The sequence below is a fragment of the Roseobacter sp. OBYS 0001 genome (assembly GCF_019654895.1).
Lineage (GTDB): Bacteria > Pseudomonadota > Alphaproteobacteria > Rhodobacterales > Rhodobacteraceae > Roseobacter > Roseobacter litoralis.
In genome coordinates this window covers 71,062-91,391 of record NZ_BPES01000001.1, presented here as the reverse complement: position 1 = coordinate 91,391, position 20,330 = coordinate 71,062, and the positions used below count along the sequence as shown (strand labels likewise).

Sequence of the window (20,330 nt, the reverse complement as noted above, 5' to 3'; positions counted from 1 at the left end):
CATTGACGCTGCTGCGATTTACGCGCATCACGCACCCGCGCGGAGGGCCGGATGGCCGCGGCACTGGCAACAGGGTCGAGGAAAGTCCGGACTCCAAAAAGCAACGGTGCCGGGTAACGCCCGGGCAAAGCGATTTGACGGAAAGCGCCACAGAAAACAGACCTCCTGTCGCGCAGGTCGGGCAACCGAAACCGCCGACAGGCAAGGGTGAAAAGGTGGGGTAAAAGCCCACCGCGTCGCTGGCAACAGGGACGGCATGGCAAGCCCCACCGGGAGCAATGCCAAATAGGGACCGCGCGTCGCAAGACGGGGCCGCTTTTGCCCCAGCAGGTCCGGGTTGGCAGCTAGAGCCTTGCGGGCAACCGCCGGGCAAGAGGAATGGTCATCGAACCGGGGGCAACTCCGGGGAACAGAATCCGGCTTACAGGCCCTCCGCGCACTTTAAAAAAGCAACCGATCTGTCGCACTCTTTCTGTGCCCGTCAGTCGGTGAACGGTAATGCATGCAGGACCAGAACCGGCCCGTTCTAGAGTGTCTGACGAAGTACCTGAAACATCAAGTATCACGTAACGCGTTGAAATCTTTTATTTCAGGCAGCGTTATGTAATTCAGGTTTTTCGCCTGACGCATTAAACGGTGCGTGATTAATCGTGGCCCGTAGATCAACGATCCTACCTTTTCATCGCAGGGACACCGCCCCTGCCCCATGCAACTTTCGACCACAGGATCTCATGCACAAAATATGCCAAAAACCCCGCCACTGATCCGGCAAATGCGATGCCACCACTCGCTGCAACTGACCCCGTGAACATGAAACCGATCAACATCATCGTGAAAAACCCGGCAACCTGCCAAGTGACGGCTTTGGTCAATAATCTGATTTTGGTGTCCATCGGAAACTCTCCATGCAAGCCTTTGGATTTTCATTTTGCTATCGCAAACTGTGCCCGGTGGACATTTGGTGAATTTGCTGCGTAAATTCAATTTTGGTGCATTTTATCTGCAAAGTTGATCACAATGGACAAACGCCTGCGTGCGACCCTGTTTCGAAAACGGCTTGAAGAAGCAATGATGCTCAAAGGGGTGACGAAAAGTGCGCTTTCCCGCGCGACGAAGGTGGACCGCTCCACCATTGGCCAATTGCTGAAAGATGACCACCCGCGCCTGCCAAACGCACAATTGGCCGCAGATGTGGCGGATGTGTTGAGCGTGAGTACCGATTGGCTGCTGGGCTTGACGAACAGGCCGGAAACACCGGGCGATATCGTGGCGGCGGCCCTGTCGCTTAGCCCGGCCGAGCGAACCTCTGCGGATGAACAACTGCTGGAATGGCATCACGAGGCGGCCGGGTACAAGGTGCGCCATGTCCCGGCGACCCTGCCCGATATCCTGAAAACAGAACGCATGTTGGAGTGGGAATACGCCGCCGTGCGCGAACGCCGCCTGCCCGAAGCCTACCGCGCAATGCAGGATCAACTGGCATGGTTGGCATCCGGCGTGTCGGATTACGAAATCGCCCTGCCGATCCACGAAATCGAAGCCTGCGCGGCGGGCACCGCTTATTATAAAGGCGTTGATGAAAGCACCCGCTTTGAACAGTTGAACTTCATTGCCGACCAATGCGATCAGATGTTTCCACGGCTGCGCGTTTTCCTGTTTGACGCCCATCGGGTGTTCAGCTCCCCCGTAACCGTGTTCGGACCGAACCTCGCCGTGGTCTATGTGGGGCAATGCTATCTCGCGTTTCGCGAGATCGAACGGGTGAAATCGCTCTCCAGTCACTTTGACTGGCTGGTACGCGAGGCCGTTGTGGATGCACGCAATGTCCCGCAATTCATCCGGTCCCTGACCGGTGGCCAACACTGATATGGCACTGATCGCGTTCGACCTGAGCGGCCCTCGCCCATCACACGATATCTCAAGCCATGCTCAGCGGGGGTTTTGCATGCGCCGGCCACGGCGGTCTGCGCTTGACCGGGCAAGATTGGGGTGATGAATACATCGTTTAGCTGTTGACTCACTGCTTGATCCGGGTAAAAGCCGGGTTTCAGGATTTACGCGACCCCTCGGCGGAGTTGGGACGCAGCAGGAGAGAAAACATGGCCAAGCCAACCACGATCAAAATTCGTCTGAACTCCTCGGCGGGGACAGGCCATTTCTATGTAACGAAAAAGAACGCGCGTACCATGACCGAAAAGATGGTCATCAGAAAGTATGACCCCGTTGCGCGCAAGCACGTTGAGTACAAAGAAGGCAAGATCAAGTAAACTGATCTTCCGGCGAAGCGAATGAAAAGGCTGTGCAGAGTGCGCAGCCTTTTTTCATGAACCGCGCCCTTTCTAGCACCACGCTTTGTCCCACATCTGCGTCAGGCGTGAGAGTTGCGCGCCTTTTGGTGCATGAGGCGCACGTATATATAGATCATCCAGCCCAGCATGACGCCATTCAGCACATGCCACATGAAATGCGTGCCCATCGGGATGGCCTCACAGATCGGTTCATCCAAGGTGCGAAACGCCAGTGAAAGCACAAGCAACCCCGCGCCAATCGCCAGACCGCGGGCAAAATCCGGCAATCGGCGACGCAGAAATCCGGCGTAGAGGAAAATCAGCAGGGGCACGGGCGCATATGCCGCTGACCCGCCAAGCGCCGGGACAAGCGAGAACACCGGGACCATCATACCGGCGTAGGGAATGAAAAGCGCCGTCAGCCCAAAGGCAGCCCACCCGCTGACGTCAAAGGCCGCGCGATTCACCGCAAACAGATAGAGCAGAATGAAACCGATGATGGGCAATACATCCGCCATCGCAGCCCAGACCTGCGCATGGGTGTGAAACAGGTAGCTGCCGATCCCGATCAGCCCCAGCACCACGCATAAGGCGCGTGCCAAGGGGACCCCGCGCGCACGCCGCCACATCACAAGTGCTGCAAGGACAAAGGCGAGATTGGTGATCGCATTAATGGGTTCCGCCCAGTATTCAGGCCCCATACGCTCACAGTATCCGTCAACGTAGCGCGTCCACTCCACCTTTGTCTCCCTTGCACCTGAACATGCGGCCAACGACGGTTTTGCCTAAAGCGGCATCCGCGTCTAAGGTCCAAGTATTGCAGACAGGGAGGGATTCAATGCAAATCATTTGGCTCGGGCATGGCAGCTTTCGCATCGAAATCGAAGATCAGGTGCTGCTGATTGATCCGTGGCTGACAGGCAACCCGATGTTGCCTGAGGATCAGCACGCGGCCGCCACCACGGGCGCGACGCATATCCTGATCACCCATGGCCATTTCGATCACACGGCGGACGTTGTGGCCCTGTCAAAATCGCTGGGTGCACCTGCCGTGGGAATTTATGATTTCATGAGCTATCTCGAGTCCAAGGAAGGCCTGAGCGTGATAGGGTTCAACATGGGCGGCACGGTGAACCTCGGCAAGGTGGCCGTGTCGCTGGTCCCGGCCCTTCATTCAACATCATATGGGCCGGACGCGACGGCCTCCCTCGGGCGCGAAGCGGGGTTCATCGTGCAGGGCGAGGGTCATACCATTTACGTTTCAGGTGACACCGGTATCTCCGCCGAAATGGACTGGATCGGCGATTACTACAAACCCGATATCGGCATCCTCAGCGCGGGCGGGCATTTCACCATGGATATGAAGGGCGCGGCCTATGCCGCCAAGCGGTACTTTGACTTCAAAACCGTGATCCCCTGCCACTACAAGACTTTTGAGCTGCTTGAACAGTCCGCGACCGACCTCATCGACGCACTGCCAGAGGTCAATGTGATTGAACCGCAGGTCATGAAACCGATACCCTTTTGAGCTACGCCTCCTACCGCCGCGCGGTAAAGAACCCTTTGAGCATGGCCTCGGATTCCGCAGCGGCGATGCCATCAAACACCTCTGGCGCATGGTGACATTGCGGATGGCTAAAGACGCGCGCGCCCTGTGCCACGCCACCCGATTTCGGATCACCCGCACCGTAATACAGCCGCGATATCCGCGCCGCTGAAATTGCCGCGGCACACATCGCACAAGGCTCAAGCGTCACATAAAGCGCATGATCGATCAGCCGTTCCGTCCCCAGCACAGCACAGGCCCGGCGGATCGCCAGCATTTCAGCATGCGCTGTCGGGTCGAGGTCCGCGCGGGTCTGATTGCCTGCAGCGGCAATAATCAGGCCATCCGGGTCCACAACGACAGCACCGACCGGGACTTCACCGCGCTTGGCGGCTGCACGTGCCTCAGAGAGGGCCGCTTGCATATGCGTGTTGAACTGCATGGGCTTACTTGCACGCAAACTGTTCTCTTTCGCAAGCCCGACAAACACGGTATGCCCCGCCTCATGACATCAGAACCCACGCCGCAGGGCGACCGCATTGCCAAAGTCCTCAGCCGCGCAGGTGTTGCCAGTCGCCGCGAGGCGGAGCGTATGATCGAGGCCGGCCGCGTCAAGGTGAACGGACAGCATATTTCCTCCCCGGCACTGAATGTTCAGGGCACCGACAAGATCACGGTGGATGGCAAAGAAGTGTCACCACCAGAACCCGCACGGCTTTGGCTTTACCACAAACCCACGGGCCTCGTGACCACCGACAACGATGAAAAAGGCCGCGAAACGATTTACAGCGCCTTGCCGGAGGATATGCCCCGTGTGATGAGCGTCGGGCGGCTCGATATCAATTCCGAAGGGCTGTTGCTGCTGACCAATGATGGCGGGGTCAAACGTCGCCTTGAACTGCCCACGACGGGATGGCTGCGCCGATACCGCGTGCGTATCAATGGCAGACCAACCGATGCAACACTGGACCCGCTGCGGCGCGGGATCAGCAGCGAGGGTGAAAATTTTCAACCCATGCAGGTCACGCTGGACCGCCAGCAAGGTGCAAATGCATGGCTGACCGTGGGGCTGCGCGAGGGTAAAAACCGCGAAATTCGCCGCGCATTGGCGGAACTGGACCTATCCGTGAACCGCCTGATCCGGATCAGCTATGGTCCTTTTCAACTCGGGGAATTGAAGCCCGGCGCGGTTGAAGAGGTGCGGCGCAAGATCCTTCGTGACCAATTGGGCCTTGAGGGCGAGGTTGAGGAGAGCGCACCAAAACACCCGGGTGCTGGCAAAAAACGGGGGCCAAATGTGAATCGGACGCGCACAGCAGCCCCGGGCAAATCATTCAAACACACCAAAAAACCGCGTAAATGACGCATCCTTTGCGGCTTTCCCCCTCGTAGTATTGAGAAAAATGTCGTCAAACTCATCTATCGCTGCATCATTTCAGTGATAACAGTATTACACTGGTTCAGGTGCAGTTTGTTCGGAACTCAACCCTAGCGCAGTTTGCGGCAAGGGCCTATATTTGACCAAGACATCGGTTTAGGGGACCAAATGAGACCAACGACGCTTCAAAAAACGGCCTATCTTGCGCTGCTGCTTCTGATGGTTGGTGTGGCTTCCGGTCTGATGGGGGGTCTGTAATCATGGCCAAACGCTTTGGCGGCCAATTCAGTCCGAAAGGCGCTCCTCAGGAAGGTTCGCAGGCCGAAGCGACGTTTACCGCGGCCACTGTGGACCCTGTCGGTGCCCGCGCGAACCTGATGTTCCTGCCAGCCGTCGCGTTGCTTTTTACCGCAGTCTTCAACGGCGCGCTCGCGCTTGTTCTAGGGTTGGCCGGGGCGGGAACCTTATGTCTGGGGGCGTGGCTTTTGCGCGGCGGCTTGCAGGCCGAAGCCGCGTATCGTGATCGCAAAGCTGCGCGCCGCCCTGCCCTGCCCCGCAAGATACTGGCGGCCCTGCTGGCGGGCGGGGGCATCGCCCTTGGCGCGCTGAGCCATGACAATGGCCTTATCGCCGCCGTTCTTTATGGTGTGGCCGTGACGGGCCTGCATCTTGCCGCCTTTGGCATCGACCCGCTGTCCGACAAGGGCATGGAAGGCATCGACACTTTTCAGCAGGACCGCGTGGCACGTGTTGTCGATGAGGCCGACGCGCACCTCAAGGCCATGACAGACGCACTGCTGCGCATTGGGGATCGTCAGATCAATGAGCGCATGGCCGCCTTTCAATCCGCCGCGCGCAAGCTGATCCGCACGGTTGAGGAAGACCCGCGTGACCTGACTGCCGCGCGGAAATACCTCGGCGTCTATTTGCTCGGCGCGCGCGATGCGACGGCGAAATTTGTGGATTTTTACGCACAGAACCAACGCACCCAGACGCGTGACGACTACTTGTCGCTGCTGGATGACCTGCAACGCAACTTTGCGGCCCGCCACGAGAAACTACTGCTCGATGATCATAGTGATTTGACCGTCGAAATAGACGTCCTGCGGGATCGTCTGGACCGCGAAGGCGTGCGTCTAGACTAACGCATCTTTTGATACTTGATTAAGGGAGTTACCATGTCCGAAGAAATACGCGCCAAGGCTCAGGAGACCCTCGCCATGGTCGAAGAAGTGACCGCAGCGACCTTGCCGGAACCCATCGAAGCGAACGCCATCGTTCCCTTGGCCGAAGCAGATGCCCCCGTCAGCGCAGAAATCACCAAGCGCATGGCCGAGATCGACATGTCGGATACAAATTCGATTGTCTCTTTCGGCAGCCGCGCTCAGGTGGAACTGCAGGAAATTTCGCAAGCCATGCTGGGCGGTGTGCGCAACAAGGATGTGGGTCCTGCGGGCGACAGTCTGCGCGATATCGTGACCACAATTCGCGGCTTTTCCACTGCCGAACTGGACATGCGCCGGGACCGAAGCTGGTTTGAGAAACTGCTGGGTCGCGCCGCCCCCATCGCGAAATTCACCGCGAAATACGAAGAGGTGCAGGGACAGATTGACCGGATCACGGATGAGCTGCTCAAGCACGAGCACACGCTGCTGAAGGACATCAAGTCGCTCGATATGCTCTATGAAAAGACGCTGAATTTCTATGATGAACTGGCGCTTTACATCGCGGCGGGCGAAGAGAAACTGACCGAACTGGACGAAACGGTGATCCCCGCCAAGGCCGCGGAGGTCGATGCGGCAGCCGAGGACGATCAGGTCATGGTCGCACAGGAATTGCGCGATCTGCGCGCCGCACGCGACGATCTGGAGCGGCGTGTGCATGATCTGAAGCTCACACGTCAGGTCACGATGCAGTCGTTGCCGTCCATCCGGATGGTGCAGGAAAACGACAAATCCCTCGTCACGAAAATCAACTCGACGCTGGTCAACACCGTGCCCCTTTGGGAAACCCAATTGGCGCAGGCCGTCACGATCCAGCGCTCTGCCGAAGCCGCGCAAGCCGTGCGTCAGGCCAATGATCTGACGAACGAACTGCTGACCGCCAATGCAAAGAACCTGCGCGAGAGCAATAAGGTTATCCGCGAGGAAATGGAGCGGGGCGTCTTTGATATCGAAGCGGTGAAACAGGCCAATGCAGACCTGATCGGCACCATAGAAGAGAGCCTGCAAATTGCGGATGAAGGCAAAGCCAAACGCGCCGCCGCCGAAGTGGAATTGAAAGAGATGGAGAGCAAGCTGCGCGACACATTGGCCTCTGCCAAAGCGCGCGGCGATGGCACAGGCGACACCGCAGCCACTGCGGTCCCCAGTTAGGATCAAGGTGCAGCGGATTTGTTCCATATTACGCTGGGGCGTGGCTTTGGCCGCGCTCCTTGCTGTTGCAGCCTGTGATATGCCCCTCAAAACCAGCATAACACCCAAGGCGCGCCCTGCGGGGCTTGGGCAGCCAGGCGTTCAACCGACCTCAGAACAAAGCGCTGCCTTGCGCAGCTATCTTGTTCAGGTGCAGGCCGCACAACTCAGTCAGGGCCTGCTGCGTGAGGACGGAGGCGGCCCTGACACGCCTTTTACGCCTGACATGCTGGCGCGCAACTTTGAACAGATCGTATTTTACAACGAATACGCCAGTGCCTTGCAGGGCCGTGGCGGAGAAAGCCTGCTGCGCAGATGGGAAGGACCGGTGCGCTTTGACACGATTTTCGGCGCAGGCGTGCCGCCCTCCGTACGCAAGGCGGAGGATGCGCGCATCCGTGACTATGCCGGCAGGCTGGGGCGCGTCACGGGTCATCCGGTTAACACACTCGGCCCGGCGAATTTCATTGTGATCGTTGCCGGTGAAGATGATCGCGACGCGGCCCTGAACACAGCCGCCGCGCGCCTCAGTGGCCTCAACGCGCAAGACCTCGACCCCTTGCGCGACTTTGGCCGCGACAACTATTGTATTGTCATTGCCTTTGCCACCGGATCAGATGCAAACACCTACACGGCGGCCGTGGCTGTCGTCCGCGCTGAAAACCCGGACCTTTTGCGGCTCAGCTGCATCCACGAAGAGCTCGCCCAGGGGCTTGGGCTGGCCAATGACAGCCGCGATGCGCGCCCTTCGATCTTCAATGATGACGATGAATTCGCGCTACTGACCGCGCATGATGAGCTTCTGCTGAAAATGCTCTACGATCCGCGCCTCGATATCGGGATGAGCGCTGCCGAGGCCGCGCCGATCACACGGATCATCGCACGTGAACTGACCAATTCTGGCCCCTTGTAGGGGTCACAGACCAAAGGACTGAGACATATGGGTATATTTGATTTTCTCTCCGGCGAATTCATCGACGTCATCCATTGGACGGATAACACCCGTGACACCATGGTGTGGCGTTTCGAGCGGGAAGGGCATGAAATCAAATATGGGGCGAAACTGACCGTGCGCGAGGGTCAGGCGGCCGTATTTGTGCATGAGGGGCAACTTGCGGATGTCTTTACGCCGGGGCTTTACATGCTTGAAACCAACAACATGCCGGTGATGACGACGCTGCAACACTGGGATCATGGCTTTCGCAGCCCGTTTAAATCCGAGGTATATTTCGTCAATACGACCCGGTTCAGCGATCTCAAATGGGGCACTAAAAACCCGGTGATCTGCCGCGATCCGGAATTCGGCCCGGTCCGGCTGCGCGCCTTTGGCACCTATACGATCAAGGTGAGCGACCCGGCCAAGTTCCTTGTCGAAATCGTTGGGACCGATGGCGAATTCACCATGGATGAGATCAGCTTTCAGATCCGCAACATCATCGTGCAGGAATTTTCGCGCACCCTTGCGCGCGCGGGCATCCCGGTCATGGACATGGCTGCCAACACGCGCGAACTGGGTCAGCTGGTGGGCAAGGAAATCAGCAGTCAGCTGGCAGAATACGGGCTGTCGATGCCAGAGCTTTACATCGAAAACATCTCGCTGCCGCCGTCCGTGGAACAGGTCATGGACAAGCGATCGTCGATGGGTGTGATCGGGAACCTCAACGAATACATGCAGTTTCAGGCCGCTGAAGCCTTGGGGCGCGATGGGGGCGGGGCGGCTGCCCTGCAGACAGGTCTGGGTGCCGGTCTGGGCATGCAGATCGGGCAGGCCGCCGCGCAACAGGCAGGCCCCTGGGGCGCGCGGGCCGAGGCGGCACCGGCTGCTGCGGCGCGGCAAATGGCCCCTCCCGCCCTGCCCCCGGTCGAACATGTCTGGCACATCGCAGAGCAGGGTCAGACAAAGGGCCCCTTTTCCAAAGCCAAGATGGGCCGCATGGTGAGCGAAGGGGCGCTGACGCGTCAGACTCTCGTCTGGACGCCCGGTCAGGATGGTTGGATGGCCGCCGAGGACGTAACGGAACTCGCACAGCTTTTCACCGTCCTGCCGCCTCCCCCGCCCCTGCCGAACGCGGGATAAACCCTTGAGCAAACGTCAGAAACCATATGCCGCGCCGCCACAACTGAGCCGCACCGCGCGCCATAGCCCGGCGAAAGCGCGCGTGTTATGACCCGCCGCCGTGCCACCATCCTGTTACACTGGCTGGTGCTGGTTCTGCTTTTGCTGGTTTTGGCATCGGGGCGCGAAACCGCACTCTTTACCGCCGCCTTCGGGCTGAGCGGTCTGGCCATGGGCGCGCTTGCCCTTGCGTTTGGCCGGATGAATGGGCCGGGTCCGAAACTGACGGGGCCGTTTCGACAGGCGCATCCATGGCTCAATCGCGCCATGTATCTTCTGCTGGTCTGGACATCCCTCAGCACGCTGGCGCTGAGCTTTGGGGCGCATTTACCCGGCCCTGGCACGCATGCGTTGCTGGTCGCTCTGGTCGCCGCCACTGCCCTGCACGCACTCTTTAACCTTTGGCGGCACATGGCGCTGATGGATGGGGCGCTGCGCCGGATAACGCCAAGATCCCTGCATGGTATGTTATGAGCACAGAGGCGCAAATCCAGCAGGCAGAGCATCATTTTCCCTGCGACACCTGCGGCGCAGACCTGCGGTTTGACCCGGCACAGGGGCAAATGGTCTGTGCGCATTGCGGGCATATCGAAAGCCTCGATCAAGGGCCATGGGCGGCGGCGAAAATCCGCGAGCTTGATTTCAACACGGCCCTGAAAGGCGATCTGCCCGCACCCGAAATGGAAGAGACGCGCGTCTCCTCCTGCCCCAATTGCGCCGCCGAAGTCGCCTTTGATCCCAATGTGCACGCCAAGGAATGCCCGTTCTGTGCAACGCCTGTCGTCACCGACACCGGCACTCACCGCCACATCAAACCGCGGGCGGTTTTGCCTTTCGCACTGGATGAGCGCACCGCCCATGATGCGATGAACGACTGGCTGGGCTCGCTTTGGTTCGCGCCAAACGGGCTGCAGGATTACGCCCGCAAGGGGCGCAAGATGGATGGCATCTATGTGCCCTACTGGACCTATGATGCAGACACCACGTCGCGCTATACCGGCGAGCGGGGCACGGTCTACTATCAGACCCGTCAGGTCATGCGCGACGGAAAACCAACAACCGTCCGGGTCGCCAAGGTGCGATGGCGCGCAGCGCGCGGGCAGGTTGCGCGGTTCTTTGATGACGTTCTGGTGCTGGCGTCAAAAAGCCTTCCCAAAAGGTTCACCGATGGTCTGGCCCCTTGGGATCTTGCCGCACTTGAACCCTATACGCCCGAATACCTCGCAGGCTTTCGCGCCGAAGGATACGCCGTCACGCTGGAGCAAGGCTTTGTTGAGGCGCGCGCCATCATGGACGCCACGATCCGCCGTGACATCAAATTCGACATCGGCGGCGACCGGCAACGCGTTCACCGCGTCGATACGCAAATTCGCGATGTCACGTTCAAACATATCCTCTTGCCGGTCTGGCTTGCCGCCTACAAATACCGCGGAGAAACCTATCGCTTTGTGGTGAACGGGCGCACGGGCAAGGTGCAGGGGGAGCGGCCGTATTCAGCGATCAAGATTGCACTGGCCGCCATCGTCGGCTTATCTGTGGCCGCCGCTGTGGGATATTTTTACGCGATGAACCAATGATCCGAACTGTCAAATCGAAACACCACGGCGCGGCGGCGACGCGATGAGGGCGCTGCTGCAACGCGTCAGTGCGGCATCGGTCGCGGTCGACGACAATACAATCGGCGCGATTGACCATGGGCTGCTGATCTTGGTCTGCGCCATGCCCGGTGATACTGCGGACACAAGCGCGCGACTGGCCGCCAAGATATCACGGATGCGCGTATTCAAGGATGACGCCGGTAAAATGAACCTGAACCTTGCACAAACCGGCGGTGCCGCCCTTGTGGTCAGCCAGTTCACGCTGGCCGCCGACACCTCACGCGGCAATCGCCCCGGTTTTTCCGGTGCTGCCAAACCCGCAGAGGCGCAAGCGCTATACGAGCAATTCGCGCAAGATCTGCGCGCGCTGGACATTCCCGTGCAGACCGGCCAGTTCGGCGCGGATATGGAGGTATCGCTTCGCAACGATGGGCCTGTTACCCTCTGGCTTGATACAGCCGATGCCTGACCTTTTCCTTTCAACTGCACAAGACACCGCATGACACATAAAAACACATTGGTATCCCTTTTTGAGGCTGGCGTTATGGCCGCGCGCGGCGACAGTGCCGTGCAGCATGCGCTGTCAACGGGTGCTGTGACCGACAGCCCCGATCAGATCATCGCCGTGGGCAAGGCCGCCACGGCCATGGCGATTGCGGCCCATGAGAAATTCCCCAACGCCCCTGTCTTGATTGTCACGAAACATGACCACGCGGACGGTGCCCCCGCGCGTGCAGAAATCATCGAGGCGGCGCACCCGGTACTGGACGAAAGCTCGCTGCTGGCCGGGGCGCGCATGCTGGATGTGGTGTCGCGCATGGCGGCTGGCAGCCACTTGCTGATGCTGGTGTCCGGTGGCGCCTCTGCCCTTGCCGAAGCCCCGGTCGAGGGGCTTGATCTGGCCGGGCTTAAAGCCAGAACGACCGAAATGCTTGGCTCTGGCGCGGATATTCACGCGATGAACAAAGTGCGCAAAACCCTCAGCCGGGTGAAGGGTGGCAAGCTTTTGTCCAATTTCAAGGGCGTGCAGGTGACGAGCCTCGCGATTTCGGATGTGGAGGGCGATATGCTCTCCGTCATCGGATCGGGGGTTGCAGATGCGCCGGAGGATCCGCCGTTTTCTTTCACCGCGCAGATCGTCGCCAGCAACGCCATCGCCAGACAGGCTGTCGCGCAAAAGGCCACGGATCAGGGCCTGCCGGTCAGATCAAACGAAGAGAGCCTTTATGACGACATCAAAACGCTCGGGCCGCGTCTCGGCCGCGCGCTTGTGTCCGGGCCTGCGGGCGTGCACATCCGGGGCGGTGAGCCCACCGTAATTCTGCCGCCGCAGCCGGGACGTGGCGGGCGCAATCAAGCGCTCGCCCTGCTGATCGCGCGCGAAATCGCGGGCCAGTCCGGAATTGAGGTGCTGGTTGCCGGAACCGATGGCACGGACGGGCCGACTGATGCCGCCGGGGCCATTGTCAATGGCGAAACATGGGATATCAGCGGGCAGGACGCGCTTGATCGCGCCGATGCAGGGACATGGCTGGACGCGCGCGGGGCGTTGCTGCGCACAGGGCCCACGGGCACAAATGTGATGGACCTCGTCATCGCGCTCAAGGAGTGAAAGGGCGGCGCTGACCGCTTGACAACAGGGCACAGGGCGGCAACCGTTGGCGCATGAATAACGACACCTCCCTACGCGACATCGAAGAAGACGCAGATTTCGGCATCACGCTTTCAGACGGATGCAGGCTGTCTGCGCGATTGTGGAAACCCAAGGACGCAGGGTCAGATCCTGTGCCGGTGATCCTCGAGTACTTACCCTACCGCAAGCGCGATGGTACCTGCGCGCGAGACGCCCTGACCCACCCGTGGTTTGCAGAACGCGGCTATGCCTGCCTGCGGGTCGATATGCGCGGCAATGGTGACAGCGAAGGGGTGATGCAGGACGAATACACCCCGCAGGAACTGGCCGACGCGGTCGAAGTCATCAACCAGATCGCAGCACAGGACTGGTGCAACGGACGTGTCGGGATGATGGGGATCAGCTGGGGCGGCTTTAACGGATTGCAGGTTGCGGTCCTTGACCCTGCCCCGCTCAAAGCCGTAATCACGCTCTGTTCGACCGTGGATCGCTACGCAGATGACATCCATTACAAGGGCGGCTGCCTGCTGAATGAAAACCTCGGCTGGGGCTCCACAATGTGGGCCTATTCCAGCCGCGCCCCCGACCCTGCCCTGCGCCCGGACTGGCGCGCCATGTGGTTGGAACGCCTTGAAAACGAACCGTTTTTACCCTCGGTCTGGCTGCGCCACCAAAGGCGCGATGCCTATTGGGAACACGGCTCGGTCTGCGAAGACTACAGCGCCATCAAGGCCAAGGTGCTTGCCATTGGCGGCTGGGGGGACGCCTATAAAAACGCGGTGCCGAAACTGGTCGAAGCGCTGCCGGATGCCAAGGGCATTGTCGGGCCATGGGTGCATAAATACCCCCATTTCGCCGTGCCCGAACCGCGCATCGGTTTTCTGCAGGAGGCGCTGCGCTGGTGGGATCACTGGCTCAAGGATATCGACACCGGAGTGACGCAGGACCCCGATTACCGCGCCTACATCATGGACGGCGCACGCCCCCAACGCTGGTATTCCGAACGTCCTGGTCGCTGGGCAGCAGAGGAATATGGCGCAACAACACATATCCCCCATCGCTCCCTGCATCTGACGAACAACGGCCTATCCGATGGCGCAGGGGCCTTGCGGGCAGAGGTCTCATCGCCACAGGATTGCGGTGCGGAATCCGGTGAATATTGCGCCATCTGGCTGGGGCCGGAAATGCCGGGCGATCAGCGGCGCGATGATACGCATTCCGCCACGTTTGACAGCGCCCCGGCGGAGGATGACACGGATATCTTCGGCGCGCCACGCATCACCTTGCGGCTGAGTTCCGACCAGCCACAGACGCAGATCGCCGTGCGGCTCAATCACGTGCATCCCGATGGTGCGACGACGCGCATCACATATGGCGTGATGAACCTGAGCCACCGCGACGGGCATGCCAACCCCAGCCATCTGACGCCGGGGGAACCCTTACGCGTGGTTTTCCACCTCGATCATATTGCATACCGGCTGCCCAAAGGTCACCAACTGCGGGTTTCCGTGTCGACAAACTACTGGCCGCTGATCTGGCCCGCACCGCAAGCGGCACGCATTACGCTGCATAGTGGGACGATGAACCTGCCCGTGCGTCGCAAGGCACGGCGCGACGAATACCGATTCGAACCGCCGACCGCCGCCCCCCCGTGGGAGGTTGAAACACTGCGCGAGGCCAAAAGCGTGCGGCGGCGCGAAACGGACATGACCACAGGGGTTGTCTCGCTGATCATCGAAGATGATTTCGGGAAACTGCGCGATAAGCAACATGGCCTGATCGCGGGTTCAGTTGCGCGCGAACGCTGGGACATTCACCCGGATGATCCGCTGTCGGCCTGTGGCACCTGCCATTGGACCGAGGAAATCGAGCGGGACAACATACGCCTGCGTACTGAGGCGCATAGCAAAATGTGGTGCGACGCGGATACGTTCTTCCTTTCGGCGCGCATCGAAGCCTATGAGAACGACGAATGCATCTATGCGCGTGATGTGTCAGACCAAATTCCCCGCGACCACATTTAGATGGGTACAATCAAATTCGTGCAATAAGCCTTGCGGCATGGCAGGAAATGCGCATGCTTACTGACATCACGAAAAAACAGATAAGCGCACAAAGCGCATCACAATCGGGAGATGACGATGAACGACGAACTCAAGCACCTTAGTACACGTGTGACCAAAGGGTTGATGACCCGCCGCGAATTCGTGGGGCGCGCGGCAGCGCTTGGTGTCACAGCCGTGGTTGCTAATGCCATGCTTGCGAGCGCTGCAAAGGCAGCAGGCCCCGTGCGCGGTGGCACGTTGAAACTGGGCGCCTCGGGTGGCGAGAGCACGAACACGCAAGACCCGGCCCTGACCGCCTCCGAAGTGCCGCTCTATAACCTGCGCCACTGGGGCGAGACGCTCGTGGATGTCGGTGCCGATGGCAGCCTTGAGATGCGCATGGCCGAAAGCGTGGAAGGATCATCTGACGCCAAAAAATGGGTGTTCAAAATCCGCAAGGGCATTCCGTTTTCAAACGGCAAGGAAATGACTCCCGAAGATGTCATGATGACCATGCAGCGCCACTCCAACGAAGACAGCCAGTCGGGTGCCCTCGGCATCATGCGCGGCATCGAAGAAATGTCCGTGGATGGCGACAACTTCATCGTTGACCTGTCCACCGGCAATGCCGATTTGCCCTACCTGATGGCAGACTACCACCTGATGATCCAGCCTGGTGGCGGCATGGATAACCCCGCCGCAGGCATCGGCACCGGCCCCTATACAATTGAATTTGACGAACCCGGCGTGCGTCATGGCTTCAAACGGCGCGATGATTACTGGGACGCAGACAACCGCGGCTTTGCAGAGTTCTCAGAGCAACTGGTGCTGAATGATGCAACCGCGCGCACCGCCGCGTTGCAGTCCGGCCAAGTGCATATGATCAACCGCGTAGACCCCAAAGTGGCGGCCCTTCTGGACCGTGCACCCAGCCTCAGCGTGAAATCGACAGCCGGTCGCGGGCACTACGTGTTCATCATGCACATCGACACTGCACCCTTCGACAATAATGAACTGCGCCTTGCCCTGAAATACGCCATCAACCGCGAAGAGCTTGTCGACAAAATCCTGCGCGGCTATGGCTCCATCGGGAATGACTTCCCGATCAATGCCGGATACCCTCTGTTCGACACGACGATCGAGCAGCGCCAACATGACGTGGCCAAAGCGGCGGAGCATTACAAGAAATCCGGCCATGACGGATCGCCCATCATTCTGCGCACAGCCGATGGGGCCTTCCCCGGCGCGGTTGATGCCGCCGCGTTGTTCCAGCAGTCCGCACAAGCCGCGGGTATTCCACTGGAAATCAAACGCGAGCCAAATGACGGCTACTGGTCCGAAGTCTGGAACGTACAGCCGTTCTGCGCGTCCTATTGGGGCGGTCGCCCGGTGCAGGACCAGATGTATTCGACCGCCTATCTGTCGACTGCAGACTGGAACGATACGCGCTTCAAAAAACCGGAGTTCGACGAAAAACTGCTGGCGGCCCGCGCCGAGATCGATGAAGCCAAACGCAAGGCCATCTATTCGGAAATGGCCATGATGGTGCGTGACGAAGGCGGTCTGATCCTGCCCATGTTCAATGATTTCGTCGGGGCGATTGCCAGCAATGTGGGCGGTTGGGTCGATGATCCGAACGGTCCGCTGATGAACAACAAAGCACCGATCAAATGCTGGCTGACGGACGCTTAGGGCGGTCGGTCAGATGCATCCCATCCTGAAACTGGTAACCCAGCGCGTTGCGCTGGGTGTCCTTTTGCTCTTCGCCGCCTCTGTGCTGATCTTTGCGGGAACCTCCATTCTCCCCGGCGATGTAGCTCAACAGATCCTTGGCCAATCCGCCACGCCAGAGGCCCTTGAAAATCTCAGACGTGAACTTGGCCTGAACGAACCTGCGCTGACCCGCTATTTTTCATGGCTCGGTGGCGTGATGCAGGGCGACCTGGGCACGGCCCTGACCAATGGCCGCGACATCGCCGAAAGCCTTGGGTCACGCCTGTCAAATACGCTTTTCCTCGCCTTCTGGGCTGCCGTTATCTCGGTGCCGCTGGCGATTTTCCTCGGCCTTCTGGCGGTACGCTACAAGGACCGCTGGCCCGATAAACTGATCTCCGGGGTGACGCTGACCACGATCTCCGTCCCGGAATTCATGATCGGCTACATCCTGATCTACTGGGTATCCATCAAGTTCGGCTGGTTCTCCTCCGTCGCCATAATCAACGATGGCATGAGCCTTGGCGAAAAGCTCAACGCGATTGCCATTCCCGTCATGGTCCTGACGCTGGTGGTGCTGGCGCATATGATGCGCATGACGCGCGCGGCGATCCTCAATGTGATGCAATCGGCCTATATCGAAACCGCCGAACTCAAGGGCATGCCGATGCTTAAAATCATCGCCACACATGCCTTCCCCAACGCCATCGCGCCCATCGTGAATGTCGTCATGATCAACCTCGCCTACCTCGTCGTGGGCGTCGTCGTGGTCGAGGTCGTCTTTGCGTACCCCGGCATGGGCCAGTACCTCGTAGATCACGTGGCCAAACGGGACATCCCCGTGGTGCAGGCCTGCGGGCTGATCTTTGCCGCCGTCTACATCGGTCTGAACCTCGTCGCGGACATCGTGTCGATCCTTGCAAACCCAAGGTTGAGGCATCCGAAATGAGAATACCCATCGCGGCCCTTGTCGGCCTGTTTTTCACCTCCCTGTTTTTCCTCATGGCGATCTTTGCGCCCCTGATTGCGCCCTATGGCATGGCCGAAGTCGTTGGCGATGTCTGGGAACCGCCCTCTGATCAATTCATGCTGGGCACCGATAATATCGGACGCGATCTGCTCTCGCGCATGATCTATGGCGGGCAAACCACGATCTTTATCGCCACCGCCGCCACGGCGCTCAGCTTTATCACAGGCTCCGTGCTGGGCTTTTTTGCCGCTGTCTCTGGCGGCTGGGTCGATCAAGCGATCAGCCGTTTTGTTGACCTCATCATGTCGATCCCCTCGCTGATCTTCGCGCTTGTGGTTCTGTCTGTCATGCCCACGACGATCACCATCCTGATTGTTCTCATGGGGCTGCTGGATTCCACGCGGGTCTATCGGCTGGCGCGTGCCGTCGCCGTAGACATCACGGTCATGGATTACGTCGAAGCGGCGCGCCTGCGCGGTGAAAAAACCGGCTGGATCATCTTTCGCGAAATCCTGCCCAATGCGCTGTCGCCACTGGTGGCCGAAATGGGCCTGCGGTTCATCTTTGCTGTGCTCTTCGTGTCCACCCTGTCGTTCCTCGGCCTTGGCGTGCAGCCCCCGCAGGCGGACTGGGGTGGCATCGTGAAAGAGAACAAGGAAGGCATCAACTACGGCATCGCGGCGGCCCTTTATCCGGCCTATGCCATCGCCGTGCTGTGCATTTCGATCAACCTCGTGGCCGACTGGGTGCTGAACCGCACCACGAGCCTGAAAGGGGGCCGGGGATGAGCGAACCACTTCTCAGAGTCCGTGGCCTGAAAATCGGCGCAACGATTTATCCTCCGGGCGAAAAAGCGCGCGACATCGAGATCGTGCATGGTGTGGATTTCGATCTGGCCCCCGGCAAGGTATTGGGTCTGATCGGGGAATCCGGCGCGGGCAAATCCACGATCGGCCTTGCCTCCATGGCCTATGGGCGCGGCGGTGTGGAACTGACGGGCGGCTCGGTTGAGGTCAACGGGCGCGACATCCTGCAATCTGGCATCCGTGACATCCGCCGGTTGCGCGGGGCCGAGGTAACATACGTCAGCCAATCCGCTGCCGCCTCTTTCAACCCGGCCAAGAAGATACTGGAACAGGTCACCGAAGCCGCCATCCTGCAAGGCAAATTCGCCCGCAAGCAAGCCGAAGAGCGCGCGGTTGCCCTGTTTGCCAAACTCGGCCTGCCCGATCCGGAAAACATCGGCCAGCGCTATCCGCATCAGGTCTCCGGCGGGCAGTTGCAGCGCTGCATGACCGCCCTTGCGCTCTGCCCTGAACCGGACCTTGTTGTCTTTGACGAACCCACGACAGCGCTGGATGTGACGACACAGATTGATGTGCTGGCCGCGATCAAGGACGCGATCCGGGACACCGGTGTCGCCGCCCTCTATATCACCCACGACCTTGCTGTGGTCGCGCAGGTGTCGGACCATATCATGGTGCTGCGCATGGGCGAAATGGTCGAGTTCGGCACGGTCGATCAGATCATCAACCACCCGCAGGAAGAATACACCCAAGCGCTGGTTTCCGTGCGCTCCATCGAGCATGAGGAAAAACAGCCCTCGGCAGAACCTGTGTTGAAGATCGAAGGCATAACCGCCCGCTATCCCGGCACCAAGTTCGACGTTCTGAAAAACATCAACGTCGATCTGCACCCCGGTCAGACGCTCGCGGTCGTGGGCGAATCCGGGTCCGGCAAATCGACGCTGGCGCGGGTGATCACGGGGCTTTTGCCACCCAGCGCGGGTCAGATCACTTTTGACGGGCGCGTGCTGACGCCTGACCTGCCTACCCGGCCACTGGAAGATCTGCGCGAGTTGCAGATGATTTATCAGATGGCCGACACCGCGATGAACCCGCGCCAGACCGTCGGCACGATCATCGGGCGACCCCTCGAATTTTACTTCGGTCTCAAGGGTGCGGAGAAACAAAAACGCATTCAGGAACTGCTGGATGAGATCGAGCTTGGCACAGGGTTTCAGGATCGATACCCTGCGGAACTCTCCGGCGGACAAAAGCAGCGTGTCTGCATCGCCCGCGCACTGGCCGCAAAACCCAAACTGATCATCTGCGACGAGGTCACATCGGCGCTCGACCCACTGGTCGCGGACGGAATCCTCAAATTACTGCTGAGCCTGCAAAAAGCAGATGACGTTGCCTACTTGTTCATCACGCATGATCTGGCGACAGTGCGCGCCATTTCGGACAGCATCGCGGTGATGTATCAGGGCGAAGTCGTGCGTTATGGGCCAAAGTCACAGGTGCTCAGCCCACCATTCGACGACTATACCGACCTGCTGTTGAGTTCGGTGCCCGAGATGCGTCTTGGATGGCTCGAAGAAGTCATCGCCAACCGGAAAATGGAGAGCGCGGGCAACTGATCCCGCGCGACCAAACGCCCCTGTCAGGTGCGAAGGTCCAAAGCCGTCGCGCGGCGGGCTTTCCCGCGCATTCGCGCAAATGCACGCGGTTCCGGACCGGTTGTAACGTCCGACAACGCACCAGAAACATCACATATCGCCCAACTCGGTGGGTGATTCAGGTTTTTGGCATGACACTTTCGGCGTTGCCTTGCGCCCTCAAATGGC

General features: G+C 59.6%; 20 protein-coding genes and 1 other RNA gene. 18 read left to right on the top strand and 3 right to left on the bottom strand.

Annotation, left to right across the window (positions count from 1 at the left end; translation table 11 throughout):
- Positions 1-39: 39 nt before the first annotated feature.
- An RNA gene (gene rnpB, locus K5Q35_RS00435) (RNase P RNA component class A) lies at positions 40-440 on the top strand.
- 231 nt (positions 441-671) lie between these two features.
- On the opposite strand, the gene K5Q35_RS00430 is transcribed toward rnpB, so the two are convergent.
- On the bottom strand, positions 672-893 hold the full coding sequence (locus tag K5Q35_RS00430) for a DUF2061 domain-containing protein (RefSeq protein WP_013961081.1): 222 nt from the start codon (positions 891-893) through the stop codon (positions 672-674).
- A gap of 124 nt (positions 894-1,017) precedes the next feature.
- Here K5Q35_RS00430 and K5Q35_RS00425 point away from each other — a divergent pair, with 124 nt between their 5' ends.
- Positions 1,018-1,866, top strand: a complete 849-nt coding sequence (locus K5Q35_RS00425) for a helix-turn-helix domain-containing protein (protein WP_220798034.1) — start codon at positions 1,018-1,020, stop codon at positions 1,864-1,866.
- A 233-nt stretch (positions 1,867-2,099) separates the two neighbouring features.
- Positions 2,100-2,267, top strand: a complete 168-nt coding sequence (gene rpmG, locus K5Q35_RS00420; protein WP_013961079.1) for a 50S ribosomal protein L33 — start codon at positions 2,100-2,102, stop codon at positions 2,265-2,267.
- Between the two features lie 101 nt (positions 2,268-2,368).
- Here the strand turns inward: rpmG and K5Q35_RS00415 are convergent, their stop codons facing one another.
- Complete coding sequence (locus tag K5Q35_RS00415; RefSeq protein ID WP_220798033.1) at positions 2,369-3,028, bottom strand: ceramidase domain-containing protein; 660 nt, start codon at positions 3,026-3,028, stop codon at positions 2,369-2,371.
- A 98-nt stretch (positions 3,029-3,126) separates the two neighbouring features.
- Here K5Q35_RS00415 and K5Q35_RS00410 point away from each other — a divergent pair, with 98 nt between their 5' ends.
- Positions 3,127-3,816, top strand: coding sequence for a metal-dependent hydrolase (locus K5Q35_RS00410; RefSeq protein WP_220798032.1), 690 nt, complete (start codon positions 3,127-3,129; stop codon positions 3,814-3,816).
- Between the two features lie 10 nt (positions 3,817-3,826).
- Here the strand turns inward: K5Q35_RS00410 and K5Q35_RS00405 are convergent, their stop codons facing one another.
- Positions 3,827-4,276, bottom strand: coding sequence for a nucleoside deaminase (locus tag K5Q35_RS00405; protein ID WP_013961076.1), 450 nt, complete (start codon positions 4,274-4,276; stop codon positions 3,827-3,829).
- Positions 4,277-4,339: 63 nt separating this feature from the next.
- Between K5Q35_RS00405 and K5Q35_RS00400 the strand changes: the two genes are divergently transcribed.
- The 14 genes from K5Q35_RS00400 (at position 4,340) to K5Q35_RS00335 (ending at position 20,123) form a co-directional block, all read left to right on the top strand.
- Complete coding sequence (locus K5Q35_RS00400) at positions 4,340-5,197, top strand: pseudouridine synthase (RefSeq protein ID WP_220798031.1); 858 nt, start codon at positions 4,340-4,342, stop codon at positions 5,195-5,197.
- 275 nt (positions 5,198-5,472) lie between these two features.
- Positions 5,473-6,357 carry a 5-bromo-4-chloroindolyl phosphate hydrolysis family protein gene (locus K5Q35_RS00395; protein ID WP_013961074.1) on the top strand — a complete coding sequence of 295 codons (885 nt, stop codon included), beginning with the start codon at positions 5,473-5,475 and terminating at the stop codon, positions 6,355-6,357.
- A gap of 33 nt (positions 6,358-6,390) precedes the next feature.
- Positions 6,391-7,587, top strand: a complete 1,197-nt coding sequence (locus K5Q35_RS00390) for a toxic anion resistance protein (RefSeq protein WP_013961073.1) — start codon at positions 6,391-6,393, stop codon at positions 7,585-7,587.
- Between the two features lie 79 nt (positions 7,588-7,666).
- Positions 7,667-8,539 carry a DUF2927 domain-containing protein gene (locus tag K5Q35_RS00385; RefSeq protein ID WP_374758565.1) on the top strand — a complete coding sequence of 291 codons (873 nt, stop codon included), beginning with the start codon at positions 7,667-7,669 and terminating at the stop codon, positions 8,537-8,539.
- A gap of 27 nt (positions 8,540-8,566) precedes the next feature.
- The gene (locus K5Q35_RS00380; protein WP_220798030.1) at positions 8,567-9,703 is read left to right on the top strand and encodes an SPFH domain-containing protein; all 1,137 of its coding nucleotides are present in this window, start codon (positions 8,567-8,569) and stop codon (positions 9,701-9,703) included.
- Positions 9,704-9,790: 87 nt separating this feature from the next.
- Complete coding sequence (locus tag K5Q35_RS00375) at positions 9,791-10,216, top strand: hypothetical protein (RefSeq protein ID WP_220798029.1); 426 nt, start codon at positions 9,791-9,793, stop codon at positions 10,214-10,216.
- The gene (locus K5Q35_RS00370; RefSeq protein ID WP_220798028.1) at positions 10,213-11,319 is read left to right on the top strand and encodes a TFIIB-type zinc finger domain-containing protein; all 1,107 of its coding nucleotides are present in this window, start codon (positions 10,213-10,215) and stop codon (positions 11,317-11,319) included. Before K5Q35_RS00375 ends, K5Q35_RS00370 begins: the two co-directional genes overlap by 4 nt.
- Before the next feature lie 43 nt (positions 11,320-11,362).
- The gene (gene dtd, locus K5Q35_RS00365; protein WP_220798027.1) at positions 11,363-11,809 is read left to right on the top strand and encodes a D-aminoacyl-tRNA deacylase; all 447 of its coding nucleotides are present in this window, start codon (positions 11,363-11,365) and stop codon (positions 11,807-11,809) included.
- Positions 11,810-11,839: 30 nt separating this feature from the next.
- Positions 11,840-12,952, top strand: a complete 1,113-nt coding sequence (locus K5Q35_RS00360) for a glycerate kinase (RefSeq protein ID WP_220798026.1) — start codon at positions 11,840-11,842, stop codon at positions 12,950-12,952.
- A 53-nt stretch (positions 12,953-13,005) separates the two neighbouring features.
- Positions 13,006-14,997 carry a CocE/NonD family hydrolase gene (locus K5Q35_RS00355; RefSeq protein WP_220798025.1) on the top strand — a complete coding sequence of 664 codons (1,992 nt, stop codon included), beginning with the start codon at positions 13,006-13,008 and terminating at the stop codon, positions 14,995-14,997.
- A gap of 117 nt (positions 14,998-15,114) precedes the next feature.
- Positions 15,115-16,710, top strand: coding sequence for an ABC transporter substrate-binding protein (locus K5Q35_RS00350; protein ID WP_013961065.1), 1,596 nt, complete (start codon positions 15,115-15,117; stop codon positions 16,708-16,710).
- Between the two features lie 13 nt (positions 16,711-16,723).
- Entirely contained in the window at positions 16,724-17,680 is a 957-nt protein-coding gene (locus K5Q35_RS00345) for an ABC transporter permease (protein ID WP_013961064.1), read from the top strand.
- A complete protein-coding gene (locus K5Q35_RS00340) occupies positions 17,677-18,489 on the top strand; it encodes an ABC transporter permease (protein WP_013961063.1) in 813 nt (270 codons plus the stop codon). Before K5Q35_RS00345 ends, K5Q35_RS00340 begins: the two co-directional genes overlap by 4 nt.
- Entirely contained in the window at positions 18,486-20,123 is a 1,638-nt protein-coding gene (locus K5Q35_RS00335; protein WP_220798024.1) for an ABC transporter ATP-binding protein, read from the top strand. The genes K5Q35_RS00340 and K5Q35_RS00335 overlap by 4 nt, the downstream gene beginning before the upstream one ends.
- Positions 20,124-20,330 lie beyond the last annotated feature (207 nt).